This is a genomic window from Arthrobacter sp. HS15c (genome assembly GCF_040812005.1).
Lineage (GTDB): Bacteria > Actinomycetota > Actinomycetes > Actinomycetales > Micrococcaceae > Arthrobacter.
Genome location: NZ_JBFOHM010000003.1, coordinates 365176 through 380590, shown reverse-complemented (window position 1 = coordinate 380590; position 15415 = coordinate 365176). Strand labels below are relative to the sequence as shown.

Annotated in this window: 15 protein-coding genes and 1 pseudogene; 6 read left to right on the top strand and 10 right to left on the bottom strand. The window is 65.6% G+C overall.

Features of this window, described 5'->3' with window-relative positions; translation table 11 throughout:
* The first annotated feature begins 2 nt into the window (after positions 1-2).
* Positions 3-515: a hypothetical protein gene (locus tag ABV518_RS06840; RefSeq protein ID WP_367766102.1), complete on the top strand. Its 513-nt coding sequence runs from the start codon at positions 3-5 to the stop codon at positions 513-515.
* 41 nt (positions 516-556) lie between these two features.
* Here the strand turns inward: ABV518_RS06840 and ABV518_RS06835 are convergent, their stop codons facing one another.
* Positions 557-1012: an Lrp/AsnC family transcriptional regulator gene (locus ABV518_RS06835; protein WP_082979127.1), complete on the bottom strand. Its 456-nt coding sequence runs from the start codon at positions 1010-1012 to the stop codon at positions 557-559.
* A 104-nt stretch (positions 1013-1116) separates the two neighbouring features.
* Here ABV518_RS06835 and ABV518_RS06830 point away from each other — a divergent pair, with 104 nt between their 5' ends.
* Positions 1117-1758 carry a LysE family translocator gene (locus ABV518_RS06830; RefSeq protein WP_367766100.1) on the top strand — a complete coding sequence of 214 codons (642 nt, stop codon included), beginning with the start codon at positions 1117-1119 and terminating at the stop codon, positions 1756-1758.
* 36 nt (positions 1759-1794) lie between these two features.
* On the opposite strand, the pseudogene ABV518_RS06825 reads toward ABV518_RS06830, so the two are convergent.
* From ABV518_RS06825 to ABV518_RS06800, 6 genes and pseudogenes are all read right to left on the bottom strand, one after another.
* Positions 1795-2149, bottom strand: a pseudogene (locus ABV518_RS06825) (nuclear transport factor 2 family protein).
* A gap of 55 nt (positions 2150-2204) precedes the next feature.
* Entirely contained in the window at positions 2205-3170 is a 966-nt protein-coding gene (locus tag ABV518_RS06820) for a hypothetical protein (RefSeq protein WP_367766099.1), read from the bottom strand.
* A gap of 52 nt (positions 3171-3222) precedes the next feature.
* Positions 3223-3726: a DUF456 domain-containing protein gene (locus ABV518_RS06815; protein ID WP_131135401.1), complete on the bottom strand. Its 504-nt coding sequence runs from the start codon at positions 3724-3726 to the stop codon at positions 3223-3225.
* Positions 3727-3849: 123 nt separating this feature from the next.
* A complete protein-coding gene (locus ABV518_RS06810; protein WP_367766098.1) occupies positions 3850-5049 on the bottom strand; it encodes an NADP-dependent malic enzyme in 1200 nt (399 codons plus the stop codon).
* A gap of 290 nt (positions 5050-5339) precedes the next feature.
* Positions 5340-5945, bottom strand: a complete 606-nt coding sequence (locus tag ABV518_RS06805) for a TetR/AcrR family transcriptional regulator (protein WP_367766097.1) — start codon at positions 5943-5945, stop codon at positions 5340-5342.
* Between the two features lie 103 nt (positions 5946-6048).
* Positions 6049-7335: an MFS transporter gene (locus tag ABV518_RS06800; protein ID WP_367766096.1), complete on the bottom strand. Its 1287-nt coding sequence runs from the start codon at positions 7333-7335 to the stop codon at positions 6049-6051.
* 119 nt (positions 7336-7454) lie between these two features.
* Between ABV518_RS06800 and rraA the strand changes: the two genes are divergently transcribed.
* From rraA to ABV518_RS06785, 3 genes are all read left to right on the top strand, one after another.
* On the top strand, positions 7455-7952 hold the full coding sequence (gene rraA, locus ABV518_RS06795) for a ribonuclease E activity regulator RraA (protein ID WP_367766094.1): 498 nt from the start codon (positions 7455-7457) through the stop codon (positions 7950-7952).
* A gap of 116 nt (positions 7953-8068) precedes the next feature.
* Entirely contained in the window at positions 8069-9718 is a 1650-nt protein-coding gene (locus tag ABV518_RS06790) for an MDR family MFS transporter (RefSeq protein ID WP_367766092.1), read from the top strand.
* Positions 9719-9922: 204 nt separating this feature from the next.
* Entirely contained in the window at positions 9923-11359 is a 1437-nt protein-coding gene (locus ABV518_RS06785) for a sugar porter family MFS transporter (RefSeq protein WP_367766090.1), read from the top strand.
* Between the two features lie 128 nt (positions 11360-11487).
* On the opposite strand, the gene ABV518_RS06780 is transcribed toward ABV518_RS06785, so the two are convergent.
* The 3 genes from ABV518_RS06780 to ABV518_RS06770 form a co-directional block, all read right to left on the bottom strand.
* Complete coding sequence (locus ABV518_RS06780; RefSeq protein WP_367766089.1) at positions 11488-12627, bottom strand: MFS transporter; 1140 nt, start codon at positions 12625-12627, stop codon at positions 11488-11490.
* A 110-nt stretch (positions 12628-12737) separates the two neighbouring features.
* The gene (locus tag ABV518_RS06775; RefSeq protein ID WP_367766088.1) at positions 12738-13181 is read right to left on the bottom strand and encodes a MarR family winged helix-turn-helix transcriptional regulator; all 444 of its coding nucleotides are present in this window, start codon (positions 13179-13181) and stop codon (positions 12738-12740) included.
* Between the two features lie 41 nt (positions 13182-13222).
* On the bottom strand, positions 13223-13744 hold the full coding sequence (locus ABV518_RS06770) for an N-acetyltransferase family protein (protein ID WP_367766087.1): 522 nt from the start codon (positions 13742-13744) through the stop codon (positions 13223-13225).
* A 103-nt stretch (positions 13745-13847) separates the two neighbouring features.
* Here ABV518_RS06770 and ABV518_RS06765 point away from each other — a divergent pair, with 103 nt between their 5' ends.
* Positions 13848-15317, top strand: a complete 1470-nt coding sequence (locus tag ABV518_RS06765) for an amino acid permease (RefSeq protein ID WP_367766085.1) — start codon at positions 13848-13850, stop codon at positions 15315-15317.
* Positions 15318-15415: the final 98 nt, after the last annotated feature.

Genomic DNA, 15415 nt, shown 5'->3' with positions numbered 1-15415 from the left:
CCATGAGCACCTCCGAATTCTCCACCCTCGACGCCGCCGGAGTGGCTGCCATCCGGGAATCCAAGACAGCCAGGCTGGACATGCGTTCCGGACGCCTGGACAAGGCTGCGGTACGGGTCACGGAAGACAGTTACGGGCCCGAGATCAACACCCGGGACTCGGGAAAAATCAAGCTCACCATCGTTGCCCCGAGCGGCGAGATCAGCGGGGAGACGGACCGGATCCGCCTGAACACCACCGAGAGGCGCCCGGACTTCAGCGAGCTCACCTATTTCCTCACCGCGGACTCCCCGGACGAATACTTTGAGCTCATCCGGGACGGCGTGGAGCGGTACGGGATCGACGCCGACTCCGCAGAACGCTGGATCACCGGCGCCCAGCGGGACCCGGAACGAAAAAGCGATTTTTCCATCACGTCCGGCACCTCCACGGGCCTGGACGTGAACTACGACCTCCGGTACGACGGCGCCAAGGACACCCAGGTGATCATCGTCCATGTCAGGCCGGCAGCTTAGGCAGACCGGCGTGGGGACTCCCGGCGTGATGACCAAACGCGCTACACCGGCGGGCCGGCGTTGGACTTCAGGTTCTTCATCACCAGGGTGGACGTCAGCCGCTCAACGCCCGGCAATGATGTGAGCTCGGCGTCGTAAAAGCGCTGGTACGCCGGCAGGTCCTCGGCGATGACTTTCAGCAGGTAGTCCGGGGAACCGAACAGCCGCTGCGCCTCCACGATGTTGGGGTTGTCCGCCACCCGGTTCTCGAAAATCTCCATGGTGGGGCGGTCCACCTGGCGCAGCGTCACGAACACAATCGCCTCGAACCCCAGCCCCACGGCCGCCGGATCTATGTCCGCTTTGTAGCCGCGGATCACCCCCGAGGACTCCAAATCACGCAGCCGCCGGTGGCACGGCGCGACAGTCAGGCCCACCTTCGCCGCGAGGGCGGTGGCAGTCATCCTGCCGTCCTCTTTGAGGTGGCGCAAAATATTTCTGTCAATATGGTCTATCACGCAATAACCTTACCGAAACTGGCTGGCCCTGCGAGAAAAAGGGGAGCACTTATGGCATGAAAGTTCATAGGGTTTGTCCTGTAGCCATCTGACAGGAGTAACCCGTGAACGCCCAGCTGTTTTTCGCCTTTATTGTGGTGGCTGTCGCCCTCGCCTGCACCCCGGGCGTGGACTGGGCGTACTCCATTACCGCGGGACTGCGGCAGCGCAGCTTTGTGCCGGCTGTTGCCGGACTCTGCGGCGGTTACGTCCTGCACACCGTCCTGATGGTGGCCGGACTGGCGGCCCTGCTGGCCGGCATGCCCGGTGTGCTGGGCTGGATCACGGTGGCCGGCGCCGGCTACCTCCTGTGGCTCGGCATCAGCACCCTCCGCTCGTGGCGCGGCGCCTCCTTCAGTGCGGCGGACGCCGTCGGGAGCCCCGCCGCCAACCAGCTCCGGACATTCTTCCAGGGCATGGGCACCAGCGGCATCAACCCCAAGGGCCTGCTGTTCTACGTGGCCCTGGTGCCGCAGTTCGTCAGCCCCGAAGCGTCGCTGCCCGTACCCGTGCAGTCGGGGCTGCTGGGCCTGACGTTTGTGCTGCTCGCCGGCATTGTCTACACCTGCGTGGCACTCTTGGCCCGCAAACTCCTGCAGTCCCGCCCGGGTGCAGCACGCAAGGTGACGCTCGCCAGCGGTGTGATCATGGTGGCGCTGGGCGTGGTGCTCCTTGCCGAACAGCTGGTCCCGCTGTTCGTCGCCTGACGCTCGGAGCCCGCATCCCGGCGCGGCCCCGGAATGCTACGGACGGCGCTCCATGAACCATTCCGTGAACTCCGACGCCCGCCCGTCGGGAGCCAGCCGGATGACCCACAGGTTGTCATAGCTGGGCCTGTCCCCAGGTAATGCGTGTACCCCTGCACAAAGGCCAGGTCACCGTCAGATCCCAGCAGCGTCCACTCGAAGGTCCACTCGTCAGGCTCATCGCGGGCAGCCAGCGGTCCACGATCTGCTCGCGCCCGACCCACGGATCCTGGTCATGCGGGCGGGTGGCGTAGGTGGCGTCCTCGGTGAACAGCTTCCGGATGTCGTCGGGCCCGTTGCTGGTCCATGCGCTGATGTACTTTTCCATCCAGGACCGGGCTGCGTCGCTCATTTCTCCGTTGTACTCCGGCGCGGATCGCCCCACAAGGGCGCCGCCGCAGAACGGCTTATTCGCCGTCGAGTTTCTCCCATTCCTGTTCCCACAGCCGGCGCTCCTCCACGTCCTTGCGGATGACTTCGAAGGTTTCGAGCTCAGCCGGCCTGCCGCGCAGCCAGTCCCGCGGATTGAGTGATTTCATGCCGTTGTCCAGCAGCAGGAAGGCACGGTCGGTCATGGCGTCGTTGCGAAGCATCATGTCGGTCTTCCGGCGGCGAAGGACTTCCCCCAGGGTCTCCTCGGACTTGGCCCGGGCACCCAGCCGCCGAAGCGAGCGGGCACGTATCAGCAACAGGGCGGCGGAAAGGTCATCGGAGTTGAGCAGTCCCTCCGTCCAGATCACCACCTGTTTGTCCCGGCCCAGCGCAAACGCCGCGGAACAGCGTGCCAGGGCAGCAGGCAGCGACGGCGGCAGCTGGGCAGCGGTCTGCAGCGCAGCTTCCAGCTGGCCCGTTTCCCGCAGGCAGTGCGCGAGTGCCAGGAATACAGCCTCCTCGCTGAATAGCACGGGGACCTCGACGCGTTCGGCGACTTCGACCCGGGTGACCACCCGGGCAAGGTACACAGTGGCGTACTGGTTGGCGTCGTCGCCGTTCCTGATGGACAGCCCGCGCTGCAGGAGCTCGGAGGCGCGCAGGTAGCCGCCGTGCTTGTAGGCCAGCAGCCCGGCCATGAGGTAGCAGAGTCCGGCCCATGTGGGATAATTGCGGGCCAGCGCGATAAGCCGCTCCGGCTGCCTGGCCCCGAAGATGGCTTCGTGGACGGCCTTGACGGTCTTTCCGGACAGCATTTTGAGCCTTGGAATGTTGCCGTCAACAGAAAGGTACGCCTGGTTCCGGACGCCGAGGACGCTCTGCAGGATCCCGCCGACGCCGTCAGCCAGGTCACGGACCGCCGTACGCATCTGGACGGGTCCGAACGGCGTCAGGTCCCGGGTGTCCCGGTAGATCGGTTTTAGAGCATCCCCCGCGGTCATTTCTCCATGCTAGCCGGGAGCCGTGGCCTGCCGGGAAAGCAGGCGGCAGCCGTCAGGAGGTGGCCACGGAAACCCAAAGCCCGATCACCCACGTGCTCGCCGCCAGGCAGGCCAGCCCGAACTCCACCAGCATGCCCAGCCCGGTGGCCTTCAGCGCGGCCCAGCTGGTGGAGGTTGCCGTGCCGAAGTTTCGTGTGCGCAGCAGTTCGCTAAGCAGCAGGCCGGCCGCGAAACCCACAAACAGGCCCACCACGGGAATGATGAACATGCCGGCAACCCCGGCCACCAGGCCGATCACCACGCTCCGGCTGGGGATGCGGTGTTCCTTGAGCTTGCGGCCGGTCAGCACGGCACTCGCCGCCATTCCTGCAAGGACAAAGACCAGGCCAATTCCGAATACCACCCAGCCCGCGGTTCCCGCTCCACCCCAGATGGCCCACGCCAGGAGGCTGAGCCCGATCAGGATGCTGCCGGGAAGGACCGGGATGATGGTGCCGGCCACGCCCACCAGGATCGCCAGGCCGCACAGGATGGTCACCACGGTTTCGGAGTTCATGACCCTCAGTTTAGGGTGGCCGCCCTGCAAGCCCGTACCGGCGGCTTAACCCCCGACGGCGGCGCCTCCCCTGGGAGGGGAGGCGCCGCCGTCGAAAGCTATGGCAGGTTGTGGCCGCGGAGGTTACTCCGCTTCCACTGCCGCGGCGACGGCGGCCGTCACAGCCGGGGCCACGCGCGGATCCAGCGGGCTGGGCACGATGTAGTCCGCTGACAGGTCATCTTCGGCCAGTTCCGCGATGGCGCGGGCGGCGGCGATCTTCATGGCGGGCGTGATCCGGCGGGCGCCGGCGTCCAGTGCGCCGCGGAAGATTCCGGGGAACGCGAGCACGTTGTTGATCTGGTTGGGGAAGTCGCTGCGGCCGGTGGCCACCACGGCGGCGTACTTGGCGGCAACCTCGGGCAGCACTTCGGGGTCCGGGTTGGACAGCGCGAACACGATGGAATCGGCGTTCATCAGCTTCAGGTGCTCTTCGTCCAGCTTCGAGGAGGAGACACCCACAAAGACGTCGGCGCCAAGCAGGGCGTCGCCGGGACCGCCGTTGATGCCGCGGGGGTTGGTGCGCTGCGCGAGCTGCGCCTTCTTGCTGGCCGGGTCGGCGGCGATGTCCGCACGGTCGCGGTTGATGACGCCCTTGGAGTCGAGCAGGACCACATCCTGGATCCCGGCGGCGAGGAAGATTTCGGCGACGGCGATGCCGGCGGCTCCTGCGCCGGAGACCACAATGCGAAGGCTTTCCAGTTCACGGCCCGTCACCTTGGCGGCGTTGGTCAGCGCAGCGAGGGCCACCACGGCGGTGCCGTGCTGGTCATCGTGCATGACCGGGCAGTCCAACGCCTCGATGAGCTTTTCCTCGAGTTCGAAACAGCGGGGAGCGGAGATGTCCTCGAGGTTGACGGCGCCGAAGCTGGGGCGCAGCCGGACCAGCGTCTCCACGATCTCGTCCACATCGGTGGTGTTCAGCACCAGCGGGATGGAATCGAGGTCGCCGAAGGTCTTGAACAGCGCGGACTTGCCCTCCATGACCGGCAGGGAAGCGCTGGCGCCGATGTTGCCCAGGCCCAGCACCGCAGTGCCGTCGCTGACCACAACCACCAGGCGCTGGGCCCAGGTCAGGGTCTTGGCCAGTTCCGGGTTGGCGTGGATGGCGCGGCTGACCTCAGCCACACCGGGGGTGTAGGCGATTGAAAGGTCGCGCTTGTTGGACAACGGGACGGTGCTCGTGATCGAGAGCTTTCCGCCCTGGTGGGCGTCGAAGATCTCCGCTTCGGTCAGAGCCGTTGCTGCGGAATTGTCGGTGGGTGCGATTGCGTCAATGGACACGTCTTTGTCTCCTGGGGCTAGCCGTGGGCGCACGGCGCAGAAAGGCTCAAGCACATGGAGGCTCAAGGTGGTGGATTCGGCGCTTCGCGGGCCCAAGGGTGGCGGGCCCGGGGTGAAGCCCTTGCAGGTGCGGGTTGCCAGCCACTCCGGTTCTGCAATGGTAAACACGCCCAGCCGGTCAAAAGTGCCGCGCGACCCGGCCCATGGCATGAAAAAACGATTCTTCAATGATATTTGTGATCCGGATCACGCCAATAAGGCTGATTTAAGGCCGCATTGGTCTAGACCGGTTACGCGGATTTATGCATTGAATGCGACCCGGAGGACGCGGGAACCACCAGGGAGCAGGCCTTTTTCAGGTCTTCCTCGGCTTCAAAGAGGGACAAACGCCGGTTCCGGACGGACTGGACCAGACCAGTGACGGTCAGCAGCAGGACACGGGCCGCGGTGTCGTTGCTGGCGCCAGCCACAGCTTCCTGGCTCAGCGCGTCAATCTCCCGCAACAGCACCGTGGTGTCCCGGTCCTTGAGGTACACGCCGCGGGCGAGGCACTGCTCCACCGCCGGCTGCATGACGCGCATGTGGAAGATCTCCATCGCCACACCGGACACGGCGCGCCCACGGAAGCGGGCCGAAGCGCTGCGTGTGCCGGCCTGGAGCTCGTCCAGCTGGTGGCGGTACAGGGCCAGCATCAGGTGGGTGGGGGACGGAAAATACCGGTAGAGCGTGCCGAGCGGCACGTCTGCCTTGGCTGCAACCTCGGACAGCTCCACCGTATCCAGCCCTTTGCGGGCGAACCCGCCGGCGGCTTCCAGGATCCTGGCGTAACGCAGTTTCTGGCGCGGGGCAGAGGGCCTTGCGGCCATGGGCGGATGGTCTGAAATGGTCTCGGGCATCAGGATTCCGGGGTTGTGTTCTTATGGTGCAGCAGCAGGGAGCGTCCCCATCCCGTGCCGCCTGCAGTCCGCTTCAACTATACGGCACGCCTTTGTGGCGCCGTCAGTCCACCCCTTTGATTTTGACGACGAAGACGGCACCGAGGAGGCCGATCACGGCGGCCGTGACGAACAGCGTGAGGTACCCGCCGAAGTAGGTCACGGCAAGGAAGGCGAGCACCGGGGCGAATACCTGCGGAAGGGAGTTCGCCACGTTGATGATGCCCATGTCCTTGCCCCTGTCGGCGGCCTCTGGAAGGACCTGGGTCAGGAGCGCAAAGTCCACGGCCAGGTAGGCGCCGAACCCCACGCCCAGGATGCCGGCGCCCACGAGCGCGCCGGTCCAGACCGGGAAGAATGCCATGGTCAGTCCCGCCGCGGCAATGATGGCGGAGGACCCGATCACAAACGGCTTCCGCCGGCCCAGCCGGTCGCTCCACGGCCCTGCCAGCACCGCGGTGATCATCACCATCACCGCATAGATGCCGGTCAGGGTCAGGACCCCCAGGGCCGGATCGTCGTGCTTGAGGACGTCCCGGAGGAAAAAGAGCAGGTACACAATGGTCATCTGGTTGCAGACGTTGACCAGGAAGCGGGTGAGCCAGGCCCACGCGAAGTCCGGGTGGGTCACGGGGCTGATCCAGAAGCTCCGGACAAATTCGCCCAGGCGGAACGGAACCTTCTCCGACGTCGGCAGCCGGGGATCATTGCGGTGGAACAGGTAAGGCAGGACCGAGACGATGAGCGCCGCGGCGCACAGGGCGTACCCCACCATGTAGTTGCCGCTGACCACGGCGCCAAACACGGCACCGATCAGGATTCCCACCGTCTGGCCCATGGCGGCCAGGCCGCCCACTCCGCCACGCTGCAGGACCGGGACGCGGTCCGGGACTGCAGCCGTGATGGCGGCGTAGGCTGCGTTGGCCCCCAGCTGCACCAGGCACCAGAACAGCACCATCAGGGCTACCGTCGTGGCGCCCGACAGGGCCAGGAGGGCGGCTGTTGCCAGGATCGCCCCGGCAAGGACCCAGGGTGACCGGCGGCCGAAGCGTGAGGTGGTGCGGTCGGAGAGGGCGCCAAACAAGGGATTGGCCACCAGGGACACGGCGGCGCCGCAGCCCGTCACGAGGGACAGGATGGCTTCCTTGTTGGCCTCGTCTATGCCGATGGCCTGCTGGCCGATAAAGACGTTGATGGGCCCAAAGAAGGCGGCGTTGATACCAACGTTGACCAGCACCAACCCGGTGACCCAGCGGGCGGTGACCTTTGTTGTGGGCTCGGCGAGCGCCGCCGTCGTGCCGTCCGCTGCAGCGCCGGGATCCGGCGGTGCGGGTGTGTTGGACAGGCTCATGGCTGGTTCCCCCTGGAACGGTTGGCGATTCTGAAAATCAGACTATCGTGGGCATCATCGCCCCGCTTGTCATACGGCAAACTGCCTGCCGATTCAGCCGGAAACCCCGAGGAGAACGCATGACTGCAGCCGCAGGAAACCAGTCCAGCCAGGCCATCAACACGGCCGATCTCTACGACGAGCGAGGGGAGGAACTCGCCTCAATTTCGCTCCAGTTCCAGTCGCTCGGCGGCCGCTCACACTTCAGCGGACAGGTGCGGACCATACGCTGCTTCCAGGACAACGCCCTGGTGAAGTCGACCCTGGCAACCCCCGGACACGGCCATGTGCTGGTAGTAGACGGCGGGGGTTCCCTGGCCACGGCGCTGATGGGGGACATGATCGCCGAAAGCGCCGTGGCAAACGGCTGGGCCGGCGTCGTGATCAACGGCGCCATCCGGGACCGGGAGGCGATCGCCCAGCTGGACCTCGGCGTGAAGGCGCTAGGCAGCAACCCGCGCAAGAGCGCCAAGGCCGGTGCCGGCGAGGTTGATGTGGACGTGGTGATCGACGGCGTGACCATCCGGACCGGAGCCATGATCTGGTCCGATCCGGACGGCATCCTCGTGGAGCGCTAGCACCCGCCGCGCACATGACTGCAAAAGAAATCTCTGGCCCAGGGAATGAAACGGGACGTAACATAGTTACCGAAAGCAACTATCAAGCTTGATCCCATTTCTTCCCTGGAGCAGTCATGTCCAAAACAACCGCCGTGCGCGCCGCCGGCGAAACCCTGACGCAGCGTCAGATCGTCACCGTCATGGTGGGACTCATGCTCGGCATGTTCCTGGCGTCTCTGGACCAGACCATCGTGTCCACCTCGATCTACACCATCGCCAATGACCTGGACGGCCTCTCCCTCCAGGCGTGGGCCACCACCGCGTACCTCATCACCTCCACCGTCAGCACCCCGCTCTACGGCAAGCTGAGCGACATCTTCGGCCGCCGTCCGCTGTACCTGATCGCCATCGTGATCTTCCTGGCCGGCTCGCTGTACGCCGGCTCCGTCCACTCCATGACGGAACTGGCCATTGCCCGCGGCGTCCAGGGCCTGGGTGCCGGCGGGCTGCTTGCCCTCGCGCTGACCATCATCGGCGATATCGTCTCCCTGAAGGAGCGGGCCAAGTACCAGGGCTACTTTATGTCCGTGTTCGGCATCTCTTCCGTGCTCGGCCCCGTGGTGGGCGGCGCGTTCGCCGGCTCGGCCAACATCCTGGGCTTTGACGGCTGGCGCTGGGTGTTCTTCATCAACCTGCCCATCGGCCTGGCCGCCCTGACCGTGGTATTCCTGTTCCTGCACCTGCCGGCCAAGCACGTGAAACAGAAGATCGACTACTTCGGTGCCGCGGCCATCACCCTGGCCATCGTCCCGCTGCTGCTGGTGGCGGAACAGGGCCGCAGCTGGGGCTGGGCGTCCATGAACTCCTTCCTCTGCTACGGGCTCGGCGTTGCCGGCATCATCTGGTTCCTGCTGGCCGAAAAGCGGGCCGGCGACTACGCCCTGATCCCGCTGCGTCTCTTCCGGAACGCGACCTTCGGCCTCTCCTCGCTGCTGAACTTCATCATCGGCATCGGCATGTTCGGAGCCATCGCCATGCTGCCGATGTACCTGCAGCTGGTGAAGGGCCTCACGCCCACCGAAGCGGGCCTGATGATGATCACCTTCACCCTCGGCATCCTGACGGGTTCCATCACTGCCGGACGGACCATCTCGTCGTCGGGCACGTACCGGGTCTTCCCCATCATGGGCACCGCCATCCTGACCGCCGCGGCGCTGGTCATGGGCCTGTCCCTGGGCGTGGACACCGGCCTCTGGGTTCCCGGTGTGATCGCCGTCTTCTTTGGCATGGGGCTGGGTTTCTGCATGCAGCCGCTCACCCTGGCCATGCAGGTGTCCGTGCCGCCGAAGGACATGGGCGTGGGCACGTCCTCCGCCGCGTTTTTCCGGTCCATGGGCGGCGCGGTGGGCACGGCCGTGTTCATCTCCATGCTGTTCAGCGTCGCCGCGGGCCGGATCGCGGACGGCATGAAGTCGGCGATGGGAAGCGCCGACTACCAGGCAGTCCTCAAGGATCCTGCCGTCGCAGCGGACCCGGCCAACGCCAAGCTCTACGAGTTCTTCCAGAACGGCGCGTCGAACGATTCGCTTAACGACACCAGCTGGCTCCACTCCGCCAACAGCGTGCTCACCCGGCCCATTACGGAGGGCTTCGCGTACGCGATCGACACCGTCATGCTCACCGCCGCCGTGCTCACCGGCATCGCCTTCCTCATCAGCTTCGCGCTGCCGAACAAGAAGCTGACCGACCCGAAGGTTGCCAAGGAACCGGTCGCGGCCCACTGAGTTCCCCAGCTCTGAAACCGAGGACGACGACGGCGGCGCACCCCGCCGTCGTCGTCTTTCTGTTTTCAGAGGGCAAAAGTCACTAAGTGGAACCACGGGCGGTGACGTGCCACACTGTTTAGCGCGTGTGCGCCGGCCGTCTGCCGGTACCGCAGCCGACGACGTCCGCACCGCATCCACCCAACCCCAAACCCAGGGAGCACCATGTCCACCGCCAAGGAGCAGACAACCGCCAAAATACCCCAGCGGGTGATCTGGCTGGCACTCGCAGGCGCGGTGGGTGGCTTCCTGTTCGGCTTCGACTCCTCCGTGGTGAACGGCGCAGTCGACGCCATCAGGGACGAATTCGCACTCTCCGAGGCCGTCACCGGCTTCGCCGTGGCCATCGCCCTGCTGGGCTGCGCCGCCGGCGCCTTCCTTGCCGGCAAGGTCGCCGACCGCTACGGCCGCATCCCTGCCATGAAGCTCGGCGCGCTGCTGTTCCTGGTCAGCGCCATCGGCACCGGCTTCGCGTTCGGCGTCTGGGACCTGATCTTCTGGCGCCTGGTGGGCGGCCTGGGCATCGGCCTGGCCTCGGTGATCGCGCCGGCCTATATTTCCGAGATTTCGCCGCGCCAGGTCCGCGGCCGGCTGGCCTCGCTGCAGCAGCTGGCCATCACCACCGGTATCTTCGCCGCGCTCCTTTCCGACGCCCTGTTCGCCACCAGCGCCGGCGGCGCGGACCAGGCTTTCTGGCTGGGCATCGAAGCATGGCGCTGGATGTTCCTTGCCGCAGCTGTTCCGGCCGTGGTCTACGGCTGGATCGCGTACACCCTGCCGGAATCCCCGCGGTTCCTGGTGTTCCAGGGCAAGGAAGACGAAGCGCGCAAAGTGTTTGACTCCATCGCCCCGTCCGAGGACACCGGCCGGCACATCCGCGAGATCCAGGACGCGATCGAAGAGGACAAGCTGGCGGGCCAGAAGGGCTCGCTCCGCGGCAAGACCTTCGGCCTGCAGGCAGTGGTCTGGATCGGCATCATCCTCTCCGTCCTGCAGCAGTTCGTGGGCATCAACGTGATCTTCTACTACTCCACCACCCTGTGGAAGGCCGTCGGGTTCCAGGAGAAGGACTCTCTCACGATCTCCGTGGCCACCTCCATCACCAACATCCTGGTGACCCTCGTGGCCATCGCCCTGGTGGACCGGATCGGCCGCCGCCCCATCCTGCTGGCCGGCTCCATCGGCATGGCCCTCTCGCTGGGCACCATGGCCGTAGCGTTCTCCTCCGCTGTGGGCTCAGGCTCCGACATCTCCCTGCCGGGCGCCTGGGGTCCGGTGGCCCTGGTTGCAGCCAACATCTTTGTGGTCAGTTTCGGTGCATCCTGGGGCCCGCTGGTCTGGGTACTGCTCGGCGAGATCTTCCCGTCGCGGATCCGGGCCCGCGCCCTCGGCCTGGCCGCGGCGGCGCAGTGGGTGGCCAACTTCGCCATCACGCTCAGCTTCCCCGTCATGGCCGCCGCGTCGCTGCCGCTGACCTATGCCATGTACGCACTGTTCGCCGCGGCGTCGTTCTTCTTTGTGATGTTCAAGGTCCCGGAGACCAACGGCATGTCCCTGGAACAGGCCGAGACCCTGTTTGTGCGCAAGGGCTCCGCCGCCTGACCCGACCCCCTCTCACTTTCTGCAGGTTTTGACCCGACCCTCTCTCACTTTCTGCAGAAAAAGCACAAACCCTCCTTCACACGATGGCGTGAAGGAGGGTTTTCTGTTCCCGGCGGCATAGCGCCCGGCTACACGAGGTGCGGTTCGTGCGCTGTCAGGTATTTCCGGCCAACCAGCGCAATGCCGATGGCAGCAACCATCGCCAATGCCCCGGCAAAGAACGGGACCTGCGGACCGAAATGCTCACCCAGCTGCGCCGCAGCAAACGGGGCCAGAGCCCCGCCCGTCCAGCGCACAAAGTTGTAGCCTGCGGAGGCCACCGGCCGGGGTGAATCGGAAACACCCATGGCCAGCTCGGTGTAGATCGTGTTGTTGATGCCCAGCAGCGCCCCGGACGCAATGACAAGAACGACGACGGCGGGCACCGAGTGCCCCGCGGCCAGTCCCAGCCCGATCAGATCCAGCATCAGGACCAGGAGGGTTCCGGCCAGGACCCGGACGGCGCCGAAACGGTTCTGCAGCACGGGCGCCACGAACACGGAGAAGACCGCCACGGCAACGCCCCAGCCAAAGAACACTCCGCCGATCCCGTAGGCATCCATGCCGAGAATGAACGGGGTGAACGCCAGGATGGTGAAAAAGCCGTAGTTGTAGAACAGCCCGCTGGCAGCGGTGGTGCGCAGTCCCCGGTGCGCCAGTGCCAGCAGCGGATCACGTAGCCGGACTTTCCGTGCGGGGAGCGCAGTTTTGGGAAGCAGCACCACCAGGGCCACAAAGGCCGCGGCCATGAGAGCGGCGGTTCCGAAGAACGGTGCGCGCCATTGCCAGCCGCCCAGCAGGGCACCCAGGAGCGGGCCGAGGGAGATGCCCAGGCCGAGGGCCGCCTCGTACAGGATGATCGCCGTTCCGGCCCCGCCGCTGGCCACCCCCACGATGACCGCCAGGGCTGTGGCCACAAACAGGGCATTGCCCAGGCCCCAGCCGGCGCGGAACCCCACAAGCTGGTCGACACTGCCCGACAGCCCGGAGAGCGAGGCGAACACCACAATGACCGCCAGGCCAATCAGGAGGGTCTTCTTGCCGCCGATGCGCGAGGACACGAATCCGGTGATCAGCATGGCCACCGCTGTCACCAGGAAATAGCTGGTGAAAAGCAGCGAAACCTCGCTGGGCGTTGCATCCAGGTTGACGGCGATCGCAGGCAGGATGGGGTCCACCAGCCCGATGCCCATAAAGGCGAACACTGCCGCCAAGGCCGTGGCCCACACGGCCTTGGGCTGCTTGAGGAGGGAAGCCTTTTCAGCCTCGAGGTTGCTTCTGCCGGCAGTGTCTCTGCGAGCTGGCCATTCATGGAGGATGCTCCTAAGTGTGTGCTGAATCAGTTCTGGAGGGTGGCGTTGATCTTGTCGATGACGGGCAGGGCGGCCGCCAGCGCCGCGCGGTCAGCATCGCTCAGGGAGCTGAGGATGCCCGCCATCACGGCGTTGCGGCTCTTGTTGGCGGCAGCGACGGCGGTCCGGCCGTCGGCGGTGAGCACCACGCGGACGGCCCGAAAGTCCTTGGGGTCGGGTTCGCGCCGGGCAAGGCCAGCCTTTTCGAGTTTGATGATCTGCTCGGTGGCGCTGGGCACCCTGACGCCCAGGTTCCGTGCGATCTCCCCCACCCGCACGCCGTCGTCCAGCAGCATCTTCAGGGTGCTGAGCTGGGCTGCGCTGAGTTCGCCGTCGGAGTCGAGCCTCCGGACAAGGTAAACACTGTGGCGGAGGGCCTCGCGGAAATCGCTTGCAAGGGCCTGGAGTGCATCATCATTTGGAGTCGTCATCGTTAGGTAGCCTAACAGTTAGGTTACCTAACGGTCAAAGGTCAGAGCGTCAGCTTCATGCCCTCGTGGCTGGCGTCAAACCCCAGCCGCTCGTAGAACCGGTGGGCCGCCGTCCGGGATTTATGGGTGGTCAGCTGCATCATTGAACAGCCGCGACGCCGCGACTCATCAATCGCCCATCGCACCATCACGTTGCCTATCCCCTGGCCGCGAAGCCTGCCCGCCACCCGCACACCCTCGATCTGCGAACGCCAGGATCCGTGCCGCGAGATGCCGGGCAGGAAACTCAGCTGGAACGTGGCAACCACGGGACCGTCCGTTGCCCCCGGCGGCACCAAATCCCCGACCACCAGCAGGTGGGACGGGTCGGCGTCGATCGCTGCAAACGCCCGCTCGTAGGGTGCCATGTCCCCGCCGCGTTCGCGCCCAGCGCCCATCGAATCATCGGCGAGCAGGCCCACAATGGCGGGGAGGTCGCCTGGTGAGGCATGGCGGAGGCGGAAGGTGCCGCCGTCGACGTCGGCAGTCAGCAAAGGGGGCAGGGCACCTGGGTTCCGGGTCACCCCACCAGCATTCCACAGCGCCGCAGGGCTGCGTGTACGGTGGAAAGGCTGATTTTGTAACCGCCGTCACCCAACCCGGCGGACCACTCGAAGGATTTTGCACATGTCTGAGCAGACCACCACGGGGCAGAGAACTGCCTCCAGCAGGGACAGCGAGCCCCACCTTTCACGTTCGCTGAGCAACCGGCACATCCAGCTTCTGGCCATAGGCGGTGCGATCGGCACCGGCCTGTTTATGGGCTCCGGCAAGACCATTTCGGTGGCCGGACCATCCGTGATTTTTGTGTACATGATCATCGGCTTCATGCTGTTTTTCGTGATGCGGGCCATGGGGCAGCTGCTGCTGTCCAACCTCAGCTACAAGTCCTTCAGCGACTTCGCCGGCGACCTGCTGGGTCCCTGGGCCGGCTTCTTCACCGGCTGGACCTACTGGTTCTGCTGGGTGGTGACGGGCGTCGCCGACGTGATCGCGATCGCCGGTTACGCCAACGAGCTGTGGCCCGGTGTCCAGCTCTGGCTCCCAGGCATCGCCACCATCGTGATCCTGCTGCTGCTGAACCTGCCCACCGTGAAGGCCTTCGGTGAAACCGAGTTCTGGTTCGCCCTCATCAAGATCGTGGCGATCGTGGCGCTGATCGTGGTGGGCCTGGTCATGATCTTCACCGGTTTCACGTCGGACGCAGGCACGGCGGGCTTCACCAACCTGTGGAGCCACGGCGGGTTCTTCCCCAAGGAATTCATGGGCTTCGTGGCCGGCTTCCAGATCGCCGTGTTCGCGTTTGTGGGCATCGAACTGGTGGGCACCGCCGCCGCCGAAACCAAGAACCCGGAGCACAACCTGCCCCGTGCCATCAACGCCATTCCCCTGCGCGTGATGCTCTTCTATGTTGGCGCACTGATCATCCTCATGTCCGTCACCCCGTGGACCGAGTTCCAGGCCGGCCACAGCCCGTTCATCGGAATGTTCTCGCTTGCCGGCCTCGGCGTGGCCGCGATGGTGGTCAACCTGGTGGTGCTGACGTCCGCGATGTCGTCCGCCAACTCAGGCATCTACTCCACCTCTCGCATGGTGTTCGGCCTGGCCAACGACGGCGACGCCCCCAAACTCTTCGGCCGGCTCTCCAGCCGCAAGGTCCCCCAGAACGCGCTGTTCCTGTCCTGCGTGCTGCTGCTCGCCGGCGTGGCCCTGCTCTACGCGGGCAAGGACGTGGGCGTGGCCTTCGACATGGTCACCACCGTGTCCGCCGTCTGCTTTATGTTCGTCTGGTCCATCATCCTGGCCAGCTACCTGGTGTTCCGGAAGCGCCGGCCCCAGCTGCACAAGGACTCCACATTCAAGATGCCCGGCGGCATTCCCATGGTGTGGGTGGTTTTCGCATTCTTCGCCTTCCTCGTCTGGGCACTCACCACACAGCCGGACACACTGACGGCGCTGCTGGTGACGCCCGTCTGGTTCGCCGTGCTGGGCGTTGCGTACGCCGTGGTCCGGAAGTCGCCGCTGCACCAGGCACGGGTGGCTGAGTGGAAGGCAATGGCCGACGCCGAAACCTCCTCGGTCTCCGCGGCCGCCTGATCGAACAGACGCCATGGTTCCGCCTCCACCGCTTTTGAGGCGGCAGGTGCGGTAAAGCGCAATGCACGACGCCGGCACTCGGGCTGAGTGCCGGCGTC